This is a genomic window from Photorhabdus luminescens subsp. luminescens (genome assembly GCF_001083805.1).
GTDB lineage: Bacteria > Pseudomonadota > Gammaproteobacteria > Enterobacterales > Enterobacteriaceae > Photorhabdus > Photorhabdus luminescens.
On the sequence record NZ_JXSK01000001.1, the window covers coordinates 439,791 to 457,995 of the forward strand.

Annotated in this window: 19 protein-coding genes and 1 pseudogene; 14 read left to right on the forward strand and 6 right to left on the reverse strand. The window is 40.9% G+C overall.

The features are described from left to right. Positions 1 to 2 precede the first annotated feature (2 nt). From TI10_RS01750 to rluB, 6 genes are all read left to right on the forward strand, one after another. A complete protein-coding gene (locus tag TI10_RS01750; RefSeq protein WP_279615308.1) occupies positions 3 to 1,658 on the forward strand; it encodes a glycosyl hydrolase family 18 protein in 1,656 nt (551 codons plus the stop codon). A 14-nt stretch (positions 1,659 to 1,672) separates the two neighbouring features. Next, the gene (locus TI10_RS26320; RefSeq protein WP_279615309.1) at positions 1,673 to 1,870 is read left to right on the forward strand and encodes a hypothetical protein; all 198 of its coding nucleotides are present in this window, start codon (positions 1,673 to 1,675) and stop codon (positions 1,868 to 1,870) included. A 190-nt stretch (positions 1,871 to 2,060) separates the two neighbouring features. Next, positions 2,061 to 2,921 carry an RNase RNM gene (gene rnm, locus TI10_RS01755; protein ID WP_049581443.1) on the forward strand — a complete coding sequence of 287 codons (861 nt, stop codon included), beginning with the start codon at positions 2,061 to 2,063 and terminating at the stop codon, positions 2,919 to 2,921. A gap of 27 nt (positions 2,922 to 2,948) precedes the next feature. Next, on the forward strand, positions 2,949 to 3,569 hold the full coding sequence (locus TI10_RS01760; protein ID WP_049581444.1) for an L-threonylcarbamoyladenylate synthase: 621 nt from the start codon (positions 2,949 to 2,951) through the stop codon (positions 3,567 to 3,569). Between the two features lie 249 nt (positions 3,570 to 3,818). Then, positions 3,819 to 3,974, forward strand: a complete 156-nt coding sequence (locus tag TI10_RS24750) for a hypothetical protein (RefSeq protein WP_155416450.1) — start codon at positions 3,819 to 3,821, stop codon at positions 3,972 to 3,974. Positions 3,975 to 4,617: 643 nt separating this feature from the next. Beyond that, entirely contained in the window at positions 4,618 to 5,550 is a 933-nt protein-coding gene (gene rluB, locus TI10_RS01765; RefSeq protein WP_049581445.1) for a 23S rRNA pseudouridine(2605) synthase RluB, read from the forward strand. A gap of 33 nt (positions 5,551 to 5,583) precedes the next feature. Here rluB and cobO read toward each other — a convergent pair whose 3' ends face one another. The 3 genes from cobO to TI10_RS01785 form a co-directional block, all read right to left on the reverse strand. Continuing rightward, on the reverse strand, positions 5,584 to 6,174 hold the full coding sequence (cobO, locus tag TI10_RS01770) for a cob(I)yrinic acid a,c-diamide adenosyltransferase (RefSeq protein WP_139180476.1): 591 nt from the start codon (positions 6,172 to 6,174) through the stop codon (positions 5,584 to 5,586). A gap of 5 nt (positions 6,175 to 6,179) precedes the next feature. After that, entirely contained in the window at positions 6,180 to 6,944 is a 765-nt protein-coding gene (locus TI10_RS01775) for a YciK family oxidoreductase (protein WP_049581447.1), read from the reverse strand. Between the two features lie 270 nt (positions 6,945 to 7,214). Beyond that, on the reverse strand, positions 7,215 to 7,514 hold the full coding sequence (locus TI10_RS01785) for a helix-turn-helix domain-containing protein (RefSeq protein ID WP_049581449.1): 300 nt from the start codon (positions 7,512 to 7,514) through the stop codon (positions 7,215 to 7,217). A 354-nt stretch (positions 7,515 to 7,868) separates the two neighbouring features. Between TI10_RS01785 and catA the strand changes: the two genes are divergently transcribed. The 5 genes from catA (at position 7,869) to sohB (ending at position 12,394) form a co-directional block, all read left to right on the forward strand. Continuing rightward, positions 7,869 to 8,507 (forward strand): type A chloramphenicol O-acetyltransferase, encoded by a 639-nt coding sequence (gene catA / locus TI10_RS01790; RefSeq protein WP_049581450.1) that lies wholly within the window; start codon positions 7,869 to 7,871, stop codon positions 8,505 to 8,507. Positions 8,508 to 8,760: 253 nt separating this feature from the next. Further along, complete coding sequence (locus tag TI10_RS01795; RefSeq protein WP_049581451.1) at positions 8,761 to 9,120, forward strand: hypothetical protein; 360 nt, start codon at positions 8,761 to 8,763, stop codon at positions 9,118 to 9,120. Positions 9,121 to 9,143: 23 nt separating this feature from the next. Next, positions 9,144 to 9,869, forward strand: a complete 726-nt coding sequence (locus tag TI10_RS01800) for a hypothetical protein (protein WP_049581452.1) — start codon at positions 9,144 to 9,146, stop codon at positions 9,867 to 9,869. Positions 9,870 to 10,185: 316 nt separating this feature from the next. Then, the gene (locus tag TI10_RS01805; protein ID WP_049581453.1) at positions 10,186 to 11,082 is read left to right on the forward strand and encodes a phage tail protein; all 897 of its coding nucleotides are present in this window, start codon (positions 10,186 to 10,188) and stop codon (positions 11,080 to 11,082) included. 265 nt (positions 11,083 to 11,347) lie between these two features. Continuing rightward, positions 11,348 to 12,394, forward strand: a complete 1,047-nt coding sequence (gene sohB / locus TI10_RS01810) for a protease SohB (protein ID WP_049582132.1) — start codon at positions 11,348 to 11,350, stop codon at positions 12,392 to 12,394. Positions 12,395 to 12,578: 184 nt separating this feature from the next. Here the strand turns inward: sohB and TI10_RS24755 are convergent, their stop codons facing one another. Continuing rightward, positions 12,579 to 12,758, reverse strand: coding sequence for a hypothetical protein (locus TI10_RS24755; protein WP_074524795.1), 180 nt, complete (start codon positions 12,756 to 12,758; stop codon positions 12,579 to 12,581). A gap of 58 nt (positions 12,759 to 12,816) precedes the next feature. On the opposite strand from TI10_RS24755, the gene TI10_RS01815 reads away from it, so the two are divergent. After that, positions 12,817 to 13,647, forward strand: coding sequence for an alpha/beta fold hydrolase (locus TI10_RS01815; protein WP_049581455.1), 831 nt, complete (start codon positions 12,817 to 12,819; stop codon positions 13,645 to 13,647). A gap of 102 nt (positions 13,648 to 13,749) precedes the next feature. Here TI10_RS01815 and TI10_RS23385 read toward each other — a convergent pair. Together TI10_RS23385 and TI10_RS24760 are read right to left on the reverse strand one after the other, a co-directional pair. Continuing rightward, positions 13,750 to 13,919 (reverse strand): annotated as a pseudogene (locus TI10_RS23385) (DUF2498 family protein). Positions 13,920 to 13,961: 42 nt separating this feature from the next. Further along, the gene (locus TI10_RS24760; RefSeq protein ID WP_155416451.1) at positions 13,962 to 14,111 is read right to left on the reverse strand and encodes a hypothetical protein; all 150 of its coding nucleotides are present in this window, start codon (positions 14,109 to 14,111) and stop codon (positions 13,962 to 13,964) included. Positions 14,112 to 14,299: 188 nt separating this feature from the next. On the opposite strand from TI10_RS24760, the gene topA reads away from it, so the two are divergent. Both topA and cysB read left to right on the forward strand, forming a co-directional pair. After that, on the forward strand, positions 14,300 to 16,900 hold the full coding sequence (gene topA / locus TI10_RS01820; protein ID WP_049581456.1) for a type I DNA topoisomerase: 2,601 nt from the start codon (positions 14,300 to 14,302) through the stop codon (positions 16,898 to 16,900). Positions 16,901 to 17,222: 322 nt separating this feature from the next. Further along, a complete protein-coding gene (gene cysB / locus TI10_RS01825) occupies positions 17,223 to 18,197 on the forward strand; it encodes an HTH-type transcriptional regulator CysB (RefSeq protein WP_049581457.1) in 975 nt (324 codons plus the stop codon). Positions 18,198 to 18,205 lie beyond the last annotated feature (8 nt).

The window sequence follows — 18,205 nt, forward strand, 5'->3', positions numbered from 1 at the left end:
AAATGGTAAACAAATATACTTATACCTCATCGAAATCCATGTCCGACATAAGTGATATTATTGGTGAACCATTAACTGCATGGAATAATCAGGCAGGCGGCCAAGTTTATAATGTTATTTTTAATGGTGGCGTTTATACCAATACCTATTGGGTTGAGCGCTGGCATATTCCCGATCCTGAGGCTAAAGAGGGAACACCGCATAATGCCTGGAAATATATTCGTCAAGCGACGGATGAAGAGATAAAACAACATGGAAATCCTACCGATGGGCGTGTTGACCCAACCGAAGATATTCCTTCACCGGTTTTACAACCGGATGCTATTACAGAACAAACCTATCAAAGATCGGATGTTAATTTTAAACCGGATGGTTCAGCGGGCAATCTTTCTTATACTGCGACGCGTGTTTGCCGCCCGATGTTTAATGAATATGAAAGTGATAAATCCAGACCGAAACTTTCTGCTTATATTACTGATTGGTGCCAATATGATGCGCGCTTAGATGGTGATGATGAAACAGTTGATGATCGAGGAAGAGGATTTGATTTAAGCACGATCAATGTGACTGCCTATGATAAATTAATATTCAGTTTTTTGGGTATTTACGGTGATACTGGCGTAAAAGGGAAGAAGATTAAAGAAGTTGCTGATGGCTGGAATAGCCAGAGTGAAATTAAAATTACGGAAGGCCATATTGTCCCGCTTGATCCTTATGGTGATTTAGGAACTGCCCGTAATGTGGGATTACCTAAGGAAAGTGCTAATACTGATATTAATGCAGGAACATTTCTGCCTTTTTATCAACAAAAGAAAGCAGCCGGTTTATTAGGTGGGTTACGTGAATTGCAAAAAACAGCGCGTTTAGCGGGTCATAAACTTGAATTAGCTTTTAGTATTGGTGGTTGGAGTATGTCCGGTTATTTTTCCGTGATGGCCGCTGATGAGACAAAACGTGGCGTTTTTGTTAGCAGTATTGTTGATTTTTTTGAGCGCTTTCCTATGTTCAGTTGTGTCGATATTGACTGGGAATATCCTGGAAGCCCAGGTGAGGATGGAAACGTTTTCGATCCGAAGGATGGAGAACATTACGCTCTGTTAATTAAAGAATTACGTCAGTCTTTGGATAGTCGATTTGGGCGAGAGGATAGAAAAGAGATCTCTATTGCTTGTAGTGGTGTAAAAACGAAATTAGCAACATCCAATATTGCCGAATTAGTCAAAAATGGTCTGGATAATATTTTCTTAATGAGTTACGACTATTTTGGTACCGGGTGGGCCCCTTATATCGGCCATCATACGAATCTCTATTCGCCAAAAGATCCTGATCCGTCAGGTGAGTCTGATTTATCCGCGGAAGTGGCTATCAATTATTTACATCAGGAGCTTGGCGTACCTTTGGAGAAAATTCATTTAGGCTATGCTAACTATGGTCGCGCAGGTAAAGGGGCAAATCTTGAAACGCGCGAATATAATAAAACTGGCGATGCGTTAGGCACAATGGAAAAAGGTTCACCTGAGTTCTTTGATATTGTTAATAATTATCTGGATAGTGAACACACCCTCGCGACTGGGAAAAATGGCTTTGTGTTAATGACAGATACCAATGCCGATGCCGATTTCTTGTTTAGCGAAAAAGGGGGCACTTTATCTCATTAGATACCCCTCGCACAGTGAAGCAGAAAGCGGAATATGTCGCTAAGAATAAACTGGGAGGGATATTTTCTTGGTCAGGTGACCAAGATTGCGGTTTGTTGGCGAATGCGGCCAGAGAAGGGATGGGTTATATCGCTAAATCTAATGATGAGACCATCGACATGGGGCCACTTTATAATCCGGGTAAGCCCTATTATTTGAAATCTATTGGTTAGATGAAAAAAGCGCCGGTTAATTCTTCTTTGCCAATAAAAAGGGATATCGTTTTTCTTATCCGTCAATTTTTTTATTCTTAAAATAATCATGTTCAGCCTGACATTTTAGGGCTGAACATCGTTCTTTCTGTAAAATGCTCCCATTTACCGTTAAGCTATCCCATCGCGTATTTGGGCAGAGAAAAGAATAATGACAAATTTAGTCACTGATTTGGTGACAATTTACGATCTTCATAGCCATACGACCGCATCGGATGGCTTACTTTCACCATCAGAGTTGGCCGAGCGAGCGGTGGCAATGGGCGTTAATGTATTGGCCGTGACTGATCACGATACGACGGATGCTATTTTGCCGGCCCATGAATATATCAACCAACATGATTTGCCGTTAACGCTCATATCGGGGGTTGAAATATCCACCTTGTGGGAAAATATGGAGATTCACATTGTTGGTCTGAACATTGATATTCAATCAAATGCAATGGTCACATTACTCAGAAAACAAACTGAACTCAGAAAAGAGAGAGGAATTGAAATAGGTCGCAGATTGGCAAAGGTGGGTATTCCCGATGCTTGGGCGGGGGCGAATCGGTTAGCGAATGGTGGACAGGTGACACGAGGTCATTTTGCCCGTTATTTAATTGAAATAGGCAGGGAGCCAACAATAGCGAGAGTATTTAAAAAGTATCTGGCAAAGGGAAAAATCGGATACGTTCCGCCGCAATGGTGTACAATTGAACAAGCTATTGATGCCATTCATCAATCAGGTGGTCAAGCAGTCATTGCTCATCCGGGACGATATGATTTATCGACCAAATGGTTGAAGCGTCTGATTGTCTGGTTTAAGCAACATGGTGGTGATGCAATGGAAGTTGCACAGTGCCAACAGGCGCCTAACGAGCGGCAATATCTCGGTCAATTGTCGCGGGAATATAATTTGATGGCTTCGTTAGGTTCTGATTTTCACCAGCCTTGTTCATGGATAGAGTTAGGGCGTAAATTGTGGTTACCCGGTGATGTGGTACCAATATGGCGCAACTGGTCACTGTAGGGGCTACATAAAATTAAGAGGTAATTTATGAGCCAGTTTTTTTATATTCATCCTGATAATCCGCAGCCGCGTTTAATAGGGCAAAGTGTGGATGTGCTTAAAAAGGGTGGAGTGGTTGTTTACCCAACTGATTCCGGTTATGCGATTGGTTGCCATCTGGAAGATAAAGATTCGATGACTCGGATATGCCGTATCCGCCAGTTAGACAGTCATCATAATTTCACCTTAATGTGCCGAGATTTGTCGGAGATATCGACCTATGCTTATGTCGATAATTCAGCTTTTCGTCTGATTAAGAATAATACACCGGGCAATTACACGTTTATTTTGCGTGCGACGAAAGAAGTGCCTCGTCGTTTGATGAATGATAAGCGGAAAACCATCGGGTTACGTGTTCCATCTAATCCAATTGCTTTGGCGCTTCTTGAACAAGTGGGCGAGCCATTGATGTCCACTAGCCTGATTTTGCCTGGTAATGATTTTGCTGAATCTGATCCTGAAGAAATTAAAGATAATTTGGGAAAATTGGTTGATCTAATTATTCATGGAGGATATTTAGGGCAACAACCTACTACCGTAGTTGATTTAACGGAAGATACGCCGGTTGTAATACGGGAAGGGGCTGGCAATATCACGCCATTCTTATAAGCTACGCAGTAATTATTTTCAGAATTTATATAAAGCCTGTGTATTATATACGGGCTTTATATTTTTGATTTTTTAATTGAATAGAAACGGTTATTATTATTTCGAATTATTAATACTGATTCAATAAAATAGAACTATCATCTATTTAATAATTAAGTTGATTTTAATAGCGTAATAAGGAAATATTTACCGCACCTAAGATAAGTTTATTTGATAATTATTTAATCTTTATATGCAAAAGATCCGGTATTGGCCTTAATTAAAGCGTTATCAGAAAAGAGTGCCTATTTAGTCGATGATTCATATCCTCCTGAGCAATGGCAAAGTGGGGGAGTTGATAAACATAAGCGTATTAAAGATTTTATTGAATCCCCAAGTATGTTTATTAAAGGGGTAGAGATGTAAGAATTTGCCAAAGATTAGTGATATGTATCTCAGTGAAACCCTTCCCGATGCACTGAAAAGTATTGCAAATCCATCACCAATTCAAGAGTGATAGGATATCGCTTTTTGCCAAGGTTGACTTGTAATCCACAAATTTAATATTAGTGCTGGGCATTAATGGCAATTTAAATAAAATTCAATGAAATAGTGGCCTGAAATGTATAATTTAGGGCCACTTTTATATTATTCAAAATTATATCTTATTAATTATTTGGCAACTGAAAGAATGAGTGAGTTAAATGATTATATAAATCTTACTATTCCTTGGGATTAATGACTTTATTATATTTTGGGTTTTCTTGATCTTTTGAGGATTAGAGCTGCTTATTTTCTATAGCTATGTTTTAGTCCGGTTGGTGCAGTAATATCTCTGGGTTTTTCTGAGCAAATTCAATGTTGAGTGATAAATAGATACATTTATTAGCATCATTGATTTTAAAATTCGTGTAGAATGCGCAACCACGGAATTAGAATGTATGGTGTGTTTTCTGACATTCTATGCTATCAAATGTATTAGAATCAGTTTGTTATGATTGAATTCTACCATAACGTATTGATTGATATATAACACGACGCCTGTGAAGGCGACAACAGAGGTTGCTCAATGAGCGGTAAGACACAGAAATCTGAAAAGTTACAGAAAATCCTCGCGCGTTCCGGCCACGGTTCCCGCCGCGAAATAGAAGGTTATATTCAACAAGGGCGCGTCAGTGTTGACGGTAAGATTGCCACTTTAGGCGATCGCCTTGAAGTTCAGCCCGCCACGAAAATCCGCCTTGATGGACGGATATTAAATATCAAAGAATTACAAAAAGCGGTTTGCCGTGTTCTGGCTTATTACAAACCAGAGGGTGAGCTTTGTACTCGTCATGATCCAGAAGGGCGGCCAACCGTTTTTGATCGTCTGCCTAAATTGCTAGGTTCCCGCTGGATAGCGGTCGGGCGTCTGGATGTGAATACCTGTGGTTTGTTGCTGTTTACCACGGACGGGGAGCTGGCTAATCGCTTGATGCATCCAAGCCGTGAAGTTGAACGCGAATATGCTGTCCGTGTCTTTGGTGAAGTTGATGATGCTAAAGTGAGGCAACTGGCTAAGGGGATTCAACTGGAAGATGGTCCCGCTTCATTCCGCACTATCGCGTTTAAAGGCGGCGAGGGGATGAATCAATGGTATAACGTCACGCTGACAGAAGGACGTAATCGGGAAGTTCGTCGTCTTTGGGAAGCGGTTGATGTGCAGGTGAGCCGCCTTATTCGTGTGCGTTATGGCGATATTGGCTTGCCAAAAGGTTTACCTCGCGGGGGGTGGACAGAATTGGGTCTGGAGCAAATTAACTATTTACGTCAATTAGTGGGTTTGAATGAAGAGACGGTTTCCAAAGTGGCAGTGGGACCTGATCAACGTCGCCTTAAAGCTAACCAGATCCGCCGAGCGGTTAAACGCCATGCTCAAGTCGCATCGCGTCCATCAGCAGGAAAACGTCCGGGCAGTTCACGCCAGAAGGCGGGGCGAACAACTGCGCCAAAAGGCCGTTAAGTTTTCTGGGCCTCGCATCATAGCGGGGCCTTTTTACCAATCTATCCCTTTTTGTGCCTTAATGCCGGCGTCAAAGGCATGTTTTACCGGGCGCATCTCTGTGACGGTATCCGCCATTTCCAACAATTCACGATGACAACCGCGACCGGTGATAATAACGGATTGGTGCTCCGGTCGGTGTTTGAGCGCAGTAACAACGTCTTCCAGCGGAAGATAGCCATAACTCACCATATAAGTCAGTTCATCCAGAACAACCAGATCCAAATTGGCATCAGATAGCATCTCTAATGCATGGCGCCATACCTGATGGCAAGCTACAGTGTCCGTTTCCCGGCTTTGAGTTTCCCAGGTAAAACCTGTCGCCATAACGTGGAAGTTCACTCCATGCTGTTCTAGCAGATTTTTCTCGCCATTCGCCCATTTACCCTTGATAAACTGAATCACGCCAGCTCGAAATCCATGACCTATCGCACGGGTCACTGTGCCAAATGCCGCGGTGGTTTTGCCTTTGCCATTACCGGTAAAAACGATGAGAATACCCCGTTCTAATTGGGCGGCTTCGATACGGGAATCCACTTTTTCTTTTAGGCGCTGTTGCCTTTTTTGGTGTTGTTCGTCATTGATTGTCATTATTCGGCTGGTCCTGCTTTGCGTCCGGGTTGCGCATCAAAGCTGATGCCTGTTTTATGCAGACTATCGCTGCCCATAAGGTAAAGATACAGCGGCATAATTTCTGCCGGTGTTTTCAGTTTAGCAGAATTTTCGTTAGGGAATGCTCGGGCGCGCATATTTGTGCGTGTACCGCCGGGATTAATACAGTTAACGCGTAGAGAAGTGTGTTTATATTCTTTGGCTAAAACTTGCATCATGCCTTCGGTTGCAAATTTAGAGGCAGAATAGGCTCCCCAACCACAACGGCCTTCACGGCCAACGCTCGAACTGGTAAAGATTAATGATCCGTCAGGGGACTTTAATAGTAGCGGTAATAAGGTTTGCGTTAACATAAAGGTCGCATTGACGTTGACTTGCATAACATCATGCCATAATTGGACGGGTTGTTCTGCCATCGGTGCGACCGCCCCAAGTAATCCGGCATTATGTAATACACCATCCAGGCGTGGATAATGTTGCGCTAAATTGTCAGCGAATGCCTGGCACTCTTCGGCAGTGACGGTAAGCAGATCCATTGTGTAAATAGTTGCAGGGGCGCCACCTGCTTGTTCAATCTCTTTTTGGACAGCTTCCAGTTTGTGTGTTGTTCTGCCAAGTAAGATCACTTGTGCGCCGTAACGGGCATAAGTCAAAGCCGCTTCACGACCAATACCTTCTCCAGCCCCTGTTACTAAAATAATACGTTGCTGTAGGAGGTCATGTTTTGGTTGGTAATGTAACATTTGAAGATTTCCTGTTATTGACGGCGCGATTTGTTACCGTCGGAGGCCGTTCGGGCTATCAAAACAGAAAGTTATATATTGAGTCAAATTTGCTAAGGTTGATTGCTCAGGAGATAAACGGAAAACATTGCGGGCGTCGTCAGCTTTACTTTGTTTACAATAAGGCGAAGGGGCCTCTAAGGGTAGAGGCTTGCCATGCTCACTTTAAGTGGCAGTGAAATTACCGTTATGTATATACCGCCTGCGATAAGTCTTTTTTGACCTTCTGAATCATAGATGAAATGCCACACGCTTACCTGTTGGAAGTGTCACATCAATACTTAATTCCCCTCCCAAGGCTGCTACATAGCGCTTGAGCGTTGAGAGGCGCGGATCGTGATCGGTATTTTCCATTCGAGCAATAGAAGGTTGTTGGACACCCATAACGGCTGCAAGCTCCGCCTGTGACATGTCTAACTCATCACGTAACTGACTAAGAGCCAATTTGATGCTCGCTTGTTCAACTCGCTTTTCAACACGAGCCTGCATTTCCGGGCTTTCTTGTGCTAACAATTCTCTGTAATTAGCCATAATTATTTCTCCACGTAGTTATAACTTCCCACATACTGGCCTCATAACTTATTCGTTATAATTAAGATGGTAACGCATTTGTTATATTATCAATATTAATGTTGAACATGGACAGCATTATTTTCTGTTTCCCAAACTACCCCTTCCCGTTCTTCGGAGTTGAGTGAGCGAATGTTAACGGCGGAGTGCTGTGTTGGTAGTTATTTGTTTTTAGCTAATGTATAATTTTTCTTCGCCAGAGAGTGAGTATTTAATCCAATTTCATATCGGAGTGATTATGAGCCCAATACAAACAGAGAGAGCAGCCCTTCTAATTTAATCAATTTGTTAAATTTTACATTAGAAGGGAAAAGTATGAATTACTCAAAGATTGATATAGATCGCTGGGATAGGAAAGAGCATTTCTTGCATTATCGTAATGTTGTGCAATGCGGATTTAGTCTAACAACGAAAATTGATATTACCCATTTGTTATCTTCGTTAGTAGAAAAACAATATAAATTCTATCCAACCATGATTTACTTAATATCAAAAGTTGTGAACTCTTACTCTGAGTTCAGAATGGCTATAAAAGATGAAGAATTAATTGTATGGGATGATATAAATCCTGCGTATACAATCTTTCACAAGGAAACAGAAACATTCTCAGCGATTTGGACTGAGTTCAATTCTGATCTGCCAGAGTTTATGAAAAACTATTCTGCTGATTATGAAACCTATAAAGATGATCTTTGCTTGTTTTCTAAACCAGAATTACCTGAAAACCATTTTCATATATCGTCGGTGCCGTGGGTGAATTTTGATGGATTTAACTTAAACGTTGCGAATTTTACGGATTATTTTCCACCCATATTTACAATGGGAAAATTCCACAAAAGTGGAAATCAAACTCAGTTGCCTTTGGCAATTCAGGTGCATCATGCTACTTGTGACGGTTTTCATGTGGGGCGTGTTATTGATAAATTACAAGAGCTATGTAACGGTTTTATTTAGTTAAAGCCAACCTGAATTATTTATGGCCTCAATATTAAGTTCCACATGAGGCCTTCCGTTCAATGTCGTAATCGGCAACTTAGGTAACTGAAGCTGGCCGGGATCATGATTACGACTGGGTATTATTGTACAATAATCTGGTTGTTAAATTTATTGAACTAGAGTCTCAATGCGGCTATTATCACGTTAAGTGATATAAATTTGTATCATGCTAATCATTACTCACTTCAATTTCATAATGTTAGGGGGCTATATGAGATACATGAGAACTGAACATACCAGATCTATACAGACTATTAGCCACTCAACAGAAGTTATTGATTCCTTCAAGGATAAGAGCACAGATAAACTTTTTTGCGTCCTTCGCCTTAGTGAAAGGCGTGATGCTAACAGGCAATTGTTTATTGTAACTCTTAAAGATGATAATAAGAGCGATGATTTCTATATTGTGCCATTCGCTGAATTGGTTGTCAGAAGGGAAAGAGTGAAATACCTTGTTTCTCCTGAAAATCAATATCCAGAATTTGGCGATAACATTAACTTCATTATGCAACGCATTGAGTCCGTTGTTAAAATTTTCATTGATAATTACAAACTAACGACTACCCATTAAATTATTATGTAATAGGGATAGCGATGGCCCCCAATCTTATTAGTTCATATTCAAAGGACTTGAGCAAAAAGCCAAGTTGTGTTTCATCAAATATTATTGACGAGTTTTATTATCTATCACCAGAAGATGATTTATTGAAAATAATAGAATACGCTCTTGCTGGAAGTGAATACGATTACTATTCAGAAATAATTTATATGGGATGCTCTACTCCTGACTTTTACTCTGAACATGCAGAATACCTGAGAAAATGCGGGTATCGTACTAAGAGGATTATTGATGAATTACTTTCTTTGGATATGCATGAATCGTCAGAAGATGTTTTAGTTGGGAGAATTTTATATAACGATTTTAATTTTATCTATAACGGGATAACTCAAACTGGTAAGCAAATAAAAGGTGTTTATATAGACATAGATTATCGGAGGGCGGGACTGGCTAGTTCCATTTATAACAGTCTATTATTGAAACATAGATATCTTATTTGCGACAATATTCAGAGTCTGTCAGGTGGTTCTCTATGGGCTGGTAGTATTGTTAAATTAGGCGAAGTTCGCATTTATGATGTTATCAGGAAGAAGTTCTTAGATGTGTTAACCCCACGTGGTGTTGGTGTAAATGGTGTTGTTCCGTGGAGTGTCCTAGATTTGCCTATTAGTGAGTTATCCAAGTGGGAACCAAGACCTTTATCGCCAGAATCTTGCCATCATATCGTTAACATTATAAGCAAAGATAAATTATATAACTAAATCCGCTTTAGTGAATTTTTTCATACATGCCGCTTAATTGCGGTTTTTTTGTATCTAAAATGACCATAGGTGGTGATATGTCATTAATTAAATATGCCATTTCATTATTTTTGGGGAAAGAATGGTAAATCTTTGATATTGAATCACCTATTATAACCAATTATATAAAAATAATTAACCTTATAAGGAATAAGAACAACGCATGATTATTTTTCTAATACTAGACTTTGATTGGCATGAGTTGTAGGAAGATTATTTTCACAATGACTTAAATATATTGATTACGAAATAATATTATTTAATTTGAGGAAGGTATATGAACCAACGAAATGATTTTAAAGCTTTTTCTATTAGTGATGATGCTAATGCAGTGAGTCAAGAAAAATATGAAGAAAGCCAGAGTTTACAGGCAGGATTTCCACCCGATAATGTTTCTACTCATGTATTAAATAAGGTATTACGCCAATCTTCAACAATATCATCTGTTGTGGCTAATTTTATTGCAGAACAGTCTGGCGCTGATGTTTTGGATAATGGAGACATCGCCAAGCTTACCTCGCAATTAAATCAAGCATTAGAACAAAAAATTACAACAGACATTCCCTGTGCTTCATTAACACAAAAAGGTGCTGTTCAGCTTACAAATGTGATTGGCAATAGTGACACATTGGCAGTTACACAAAAGCTTGCTCAGGAAATAGCAAATTCATTACGTGAATATACAGATGATCGAATTAAAACAGTCAGTGAAGTTCCTGTTGGTTCTCCTATTCCTTGGCCATTGCCTCATCCGCCTACTGGCTATTTCACTTGTAACGGTTCCGCTTTTGATAAATTACAGTACCCGAAATTAGCGGAAGCTTATCCTGACGGTAGATTACCCGATTTAAGAGGGGAATTTATTCGAGGCTGGGATGATAGCCGAGGTGTTGATGGCGGCCGTAGAATTTTAACTCCTCAGGGGGATGCTATCAGAAATATCGAAGGTTCATTTCCCGGCATGATAGCGCCAAACTATCATTTGGCAACAAGAGGTGCTATTTATGCTAGCCAAGTTCTTGGAATAGCGACAGATGGTAGTTTCAAATCGCTAAATGTTTCTAACACGGATACTCCATACGGCTTTGGATTCCTAGCGTCAAGGGTTGTTCCTGTAGCCTCAGAAAATCGCCCTCGCAATATTGCATTTAGCTACATTGTAAAAGCAGCATAATGATAGGGCCGTTTGGCCCTTATTACTCACAGCCATACAGCTTATTTTCCTATTGTTTTATCATTTCTGAACTGATCCCCATTTCCCCCTCTAATGGTGTAGAATTGGCTACTGAGGCCGATATACTGAACGTTTTCATTTGTACATAGTTGTGTGCATAATTTGTTTTGTTGCATGTCAATCAATTATAATGCATTGTTTTTAAATGAAAAATTTAAATGTATTTATTTTAGTTATTCAGGTTAAGCAGAAAAAGGTGAATTTTGTGGAGTATTTATCTCTTTACGGGTTGTTTTTAGCCAAAGTAGTTACTCTGGTATTGGCGGTTATTGCTTTGGCTGTGTTTGGTATTGGCATGGGAATGCGGAAATCCTCGCTAAAAGGAGAATTGAAACTTACCGATCTCGGTGAGTCATACCGGGATAAGCAGCGTCAAATGCAGCGGGCGCGCATGACAGAAGCGGAAGGAAAAGTTTGGCAGAAAGAGTTTAATAAGCAACAAAAGCTCGAATCCAAGCAGAAGAAAAGTGACGCTAAGGCTGGTCATAAAGGGTTACAGAAACCTTGTCTTTATGTGCTGGATTTTAAAGGGAGTATGGATGCACACGAAGTCGATTCATTACGTGAAGAGATTAGCGCAATTCTGGCTGTGGCAGATGCAAAAGATGAAGTGTTGTTACGTCTTGAAAGCCCTGGAGGAATGGTGCATGGCTATGGATTGGCGGCCTCTCAGCTTGTCCGTTTGCGCCAGAAAGGCATTCGCTTGACTATCGTTGTAGACAAAGTTGCTGCTAGTGGCGGTTATATGATGGCTTGTGTTGCTGATCGCATTGTTGCTGCGCCTTTTGCTATTATTGGTTCTATTGGCGTGGTCGCTCAGATTCCAAACATTCATAAGCTATTGAAGAAGAATGATATTGATGTAGAACTCCATACGGCTGGTGAATATAAACGTACGCTGACTGTGTTGGGGGAAAATACAGAGCAGGGTCGGAAGAAATTTCAGGAAGATTTGAATCAGACTCACGAACTGTTTAAAACGTTTATTCATACACATCGTCCATCACTTGATGTAGAAAGTGTGGCGACAGGCGAATACTGGTATGGCTTACAGGCGAAAGAGAAGGGATTAATTGATGAAATTGGCGTCAGCGATGATCTGTTGATTGCTCAAATAGATAATTGTGAAGTTATTGGTGTCAGTTATACACGCCGTAAACGCATGGTAGAGCGTTTCACCGGTAGTGCAATGGAAAGTATTGATAAATTGTTATTGCGTTGGTGGCAAAGAGGAGAGAAACCTCTGCTTTAATTAAATTCCGCTATTTTGGATCAATTATCTTGGCGTATCCCAAGGCGTTCTATTTCGACGTTCAGGGGCGCCTTGATATATTGCTTAATTGCAAATTGTAATGTGCTAATTGAACAGAGCGACGCTTATTTTCACGTTGATTATCATGATGTTTTGCCCCTGAAAAAAAAGTATTTTGGTCCTGTTAAAATATTACAGGTGTTACATAATTTGCTTTACATACCCCTTCCTGCTTGTGATGAGCCGCAGGCTTTTCTACATCAATAGTTGATACTCTGGCTTTGCGTTTATCTGTTCTGCCTGGCTGATCTTCAAACATGTCCAAGTCACTTTCGCACAGCGCTATCGGCGTCTTTAAACGCACTATGCAAATCCTCGAAGAATGGCAACTTACAATAATATTCATAAGGAAATAAAGTATTATGGCTATTTCACAATACGATATTCATACCAGTCATGCTGTCATCTCTGTTGCTGATACGGGAGGTGATGGGTTACCGGTCCTCCTTATACACGGTAATTCAAGTTGTAAAGATGTTTTTCGCCATCAAATTGACTGTTTTGGTGACGAATACCGGATTTTAGCTATTGATTTACCGGGGCATGGCGCTTCATCAAATGCAGTGGACCCTCGCCGAACCTATTCGATACCCGGTTATGCCCTTTGCATTATCGAAGTACTGGAAAAATTAGGCATCGATAAAGTTGCTGTTTTCGGATGGTCACTGGGAGGGCATATCGGTTTGGAGCTGATCTCTCGATTCCCAGGGATTGTTGGGATAATGATTTGCGGCACTCCACCGGTTAGCCCTGGCGCAGAGAATGTTAGCCTTGGATTTAAACCAAGTCGGTTTATGGCAATATCGGGTAAGGCTTCGCTGACAGAAGAGGAGATTACGGATTATACGTTAGCGTTGTATGGAAAAGATGCGCTTTGTGAGCCATTTTTAAGGGCCGCAGTGGCGCGGACCGATGGTTTGGCCCGGCAGTATATGTCTGAAGCATCGGTTTCACCAGATGTGATGGATCAACGGTTATTGGTTGAAACAAACCCAACACCACTAGCTATCGTTAATGGTGTAGAAGATTTGTTCGTTAATATTGATTACATTAACGGGATAACCTATAAAAATCTTTGGACTGGTCAGGTGTACAATTTGCTCAACTTGGGGCATGGGCCATTTTGGGAAGCGCCAGAGTTGTTTAACCCTTTGATGGCAGGTTTTTTTTCTGATCTCACCTTGGAAGCATAATTGATACTTATAGTTTATCGTCAGAGGTGCTTATACCCGGCAGATATATTTTTATATCGTTTTCATATATCTGCCTATTCATTGCTCAATAAATTTTTGTTATTAATTTTCGAGATAATATTGCTTCGATAGGATATGCGTCAGTCGTTCGAACATATTGAAAATAGCAGTATTTTTGACTATCGGTAAACCATTTTCGCTTAGAAAAGATTCACCATCAATACTAATACATTTCCTTTTTGTTCTACGCTATTTATATACATACCATGAATAAAATCTTCATGTTAGTGAATAATATGGCTGGCTTTTTTTAGTCATTGTTTACCTTTAATCGGTGTTGTTCTGTTTTGTCTATTCCTATCCTTATCAAAAATAATTTGTTGCGCATCATTTTTTATCAGGTAGAGTGTGAATTTTTCATCATGCAGATGGAAGATTTTGTTTACGGTGATCACTTCACCCATTTGCATAGCTCATGGGCGGTATCTAAAATACCTTAGATAATTCAATATGTTTCGAGTTTGGGGAAATCAACTGAATAAAAATAAGTTGATATATTGAGAATCTATCGCAATATAAAAAGAGGTTTTAAATACCGTGATATGGCGCAGTGAATTCCACCATCTGAAAAGATAATTAGGTAAAGATAACTATGGGTAAAGCTCTTGTAATAGTGGAGTCCCCGGCAAAGGCCAAAACAATCAACAAATATTTGGGGAGTGACTACGTGGTGAAATCCAGCGTTGGTCATATCCGTGATTTGCCGACCAGCGGCTCAGCCAGCCAAAAGAGTTCGAGCTCATCTACCGATAAGTCTAAGAAGAAGGTTAAAAAAGATGAGAAAGTTGCATTAGTCAACCGTATGGGGGTTGATCCATACCGTGGTTGGGAAGCGAATTATCAGATTTTGCCGGGCAAAGAGAAGGTCGTGGCAGAGCTAAAATCACTGGCTGAAAAAGTTGATCATGTTTATCTCGCAACGGATCTTGACCGCGAGGGAGAAGCCATTGCATGGCACTTGCGGGAAGTGATTGGTGGTGATGGCGATCGTTTTAGCCGGGTTGTTTTTAATGAAATCACTAAAAATGCCATCAAACAGGCATTTGATAATCCGGGTGAATTAAATATTCATCGGATAAATGCTCAACAAGCTCGCCGTTTTATGGATCGAGTCGTGGGTTATATGGTTTCTCCGCTACTGTGGAAAAAGGTCGCCAGAGGGCTTTCAGCCGGTCGTGTGCAATCGGTGGCGGTACGCCTTGTAGTAGAAAGAGAGCGTGAAATTAAAGCGTTTGTACCGGTAGAATATTGGCAATTACATGCTGATTTGCTGGCGAAAGGCGAAATTTCACTGCATATGGAAGTGACTCATCAGCAAGGTAAACCGTTTAAGCCGGTTAATAGTGAACAAACCCAAGCTGCTGTCTCTTTACTGGAAAAAGCCCGTTACAAAGTGATCGATCGTGAAGATCGTCCGACATCCAGTAAACCGAGTGCGTCGTTTATCACATCTACATTGCAACAGGCAGCCAGCACGCGTTTAGGGTTTGGTGTTAAAAAAACCATGATGATGGCTCAGCGTTTGTATGAGGCCGGATATATTACTTATATGCGTACTGATTCAACGAACCTGAGTCAGGATGCGCTGGATATGGTTCGTGGTTATATCAGTGATAATTTTGGCGACAAATACCTGCCAAAAACAGCCAATACTTACAGCAGTAAAGAGAATTCACAGGAAGCGCATGAAGCGATTCGTCCTTCCAGTGTTGATATCATGGCAGAACAACTGAAAGATATGGATGCGGATGCACAGAAGTTGTATCAGCTAATCTGGCGTCAGTTCGTGGCTTGTCAGATGACGCCGGCGAAATACGATTCCACAACATTGACTGTACAGGCGGGTGATTTTGAATTGCGTGCCAAAGGTCGTACATTGCGTTTTGATGGCTGGACAAAAGTGATGCCTGTACTGCGCAAAGGTGACGAAGACCACACGTTGCCAGTTGTTGAAATTGGTACAGAACTTGATTTGCAACAACTGATCCCAAGCCAGCACTTCACTAAACCGCCGGCACGTTACAGTGAGGCATCTTTGGTTAAGGAACTGGAGAAACGCAGTATTGGTCGTCCATCCACTTATGCTTCCATTATCTCCACGATTCAGGAGCGTGGTTATGTTCGCGTGGAGAGTCGCCGTTTCTACTCAGAGAAAATGGGAGAGATTGTTACTGATCGTCTGGAAGAGAATTTCAACGAGCTGATGAGTTATGACTTTACCGCGCGAATGGAAGATCAGCTTGATCAGGTCGCAACTAACAAAGCCGAGTGGAAAGGGGTTCTGGATGAGTTTTTCACTGATTTTAGTGAACAGCTAGACGTCGCCAATAAAGAGCCGGAAGATGGCGGTATGCGGCCGAATCCAATGGTTATTACTTCTATTGAGTGTCCGACATGTCAGCGCTCTATGGGCATTAGAACGGCAACCACTGGCGTTTTCCTGGGTTGTTCTGGCTATGCGTTATCACCTAAAGAGCGTTGTAAGCAGACGATAAACCTTATCCCTGAGAATGAAATTCTTAATGTCTTGGAAGGGGATGAGGCGGAAACAAATGCGTTGCGCGCCCGTCGTCGCTGTAAAAAATGTGGTACAGCGATGGACAGCTACCTTATTGATAACCAACGTAAATTACATGTTTGTGGTAATAACCCTGCTTGTGATGGTTACGAAGTGGAAGAGGGCGAATTTCGCATTAAGGGATATGACGGTCCTGTTATCGAATGTGATAAATGTGGCGCTGAAATGCACCTGAAAATGGGGCGTTTCGGTAAATACATGGGCTGTACCGATGAAACTTGTAAAAATACTCGCAAAATCTTGCGTAGTGGGGAAGTCGCGCCGCCAAAAGAAGATCCGGTTCCGTTGCCAGAGCTTCCTTGTGAAAAATCTGATGCCTATTTTGTATTGCGCGATGGCGCCGCTGGCGTATTTTTAGCGGCGAATACTTTCCCTAAATCCAGAGAAACCAGAGCGCCGTTGGTAGAAGAACTAGCGCGTTTTAAAGAGCGTCTGCCGGAGAAATTACGCTATTTGGCTGATGCGCCTGCGGCAGATGCTGAGGGCAATAAAACAGTGATTCGTTTTAGCCGTAAAACTAAACAGCAATATGCTTCTTCAGAGAAAAATGGCAAGGCAACGGGTTGGAGTGTGTTTTATGTTGATGGAAAATGGGTTGAAAAAGATAAAAAGTAACAATTTTTGACAGAATCAACACTCTCTTTTTCTTAGAAAAGGGATTATTTTCTTCTATTAAGCCAACCTTATAGGTTGGCTTTTTTCGCCTATTGGCATTATCTTAAAATATATGAATTAGAATCCGGTTAAACATTCATTATGAATTTTTAATTATTCGTTATATAAATATATAATCGTGTTATAGTGGTTATATGCGACAACAATATTATTTCTATTCGTTATAATAAATAGCAAACAGCAATATCAGTCCAGATTTCTAAGTCATACCAAGTTTCTAAGTCATAATTGTTCACAGCGTTTATTTTGGGATGGTGTTTATATGAAATTGCAACAGCTTCGTTACATCGTGGAGGTGGTAAACCACAACCTTAATGTTTCATCTACGGCAGAAGGATTGTATACATCTCAACCCGGGATCAGTAAGCAGGTCAGAATGCTTGAAGATGAATTAGGTATTCAGATTTTTTCCCGTAGTGGTAAGCACCTGACGCATGTTACTCCCGCAGGTGAAGAGGTTGTCCGAATTTCTCGTGAAGTATTATCTAAGATTGATGCAATACGGTCAGTTGCTAGTGAACATACTTATCCGAATCGTGGCTCGCTATATATTGCTACTACTCATACACAGGCCCGTTATGCATTGCCTCCTGTGATTAAAGGCTTTATTGAACGTTATCCGCAGGTTTCTTTACACATGCATCAGGGGTCGCCAACACAAATTGCTGAAGCTGTCAGTAAGGGTAGTGCTGATTTTGCTATTGCAACTGAGGCGCTGCATTTATATGAAGATTTGATAATGTTGCCTTGTTACCATTGGAACAGGACGTTGGTGGTGACATCGGATCACCCGTTGGCCGGTAAAGAGAGTGTTTCAATTGAAGAATTGGCTGAATATCAACTGGTCACTTATACATTTGGCTTTACTGGTCGTTCTGAGTTAGATGTTGCATTCGATAAAGTGGGCTTAAAACCTAAAATTGTTTTCACTGCGACGGATGCTGATGTTATTAAAACTTATGTTCGGTTGGGATTAGGTGTGGGGGTTATTGCCAACATGGCGGTTGATCCGGTACAGGATAAAGATCTGGTTTGCATTGATATGCGTGATAAATTCGGCTACAGCACAACTAAGATTGGTTTTCGTCGCAGTAGTTTTTTACGCAGTTACATGTATGACTTTATGTGGCGTTTTGCTCCTCACTTGACGCGTGATGTTATTGATCAGGCAGTTGCTTTACGGTCAAATGAAGATATCGAAGCCATGTTTAAAGATATCAAATTACCAATCGTATAATGAAATAA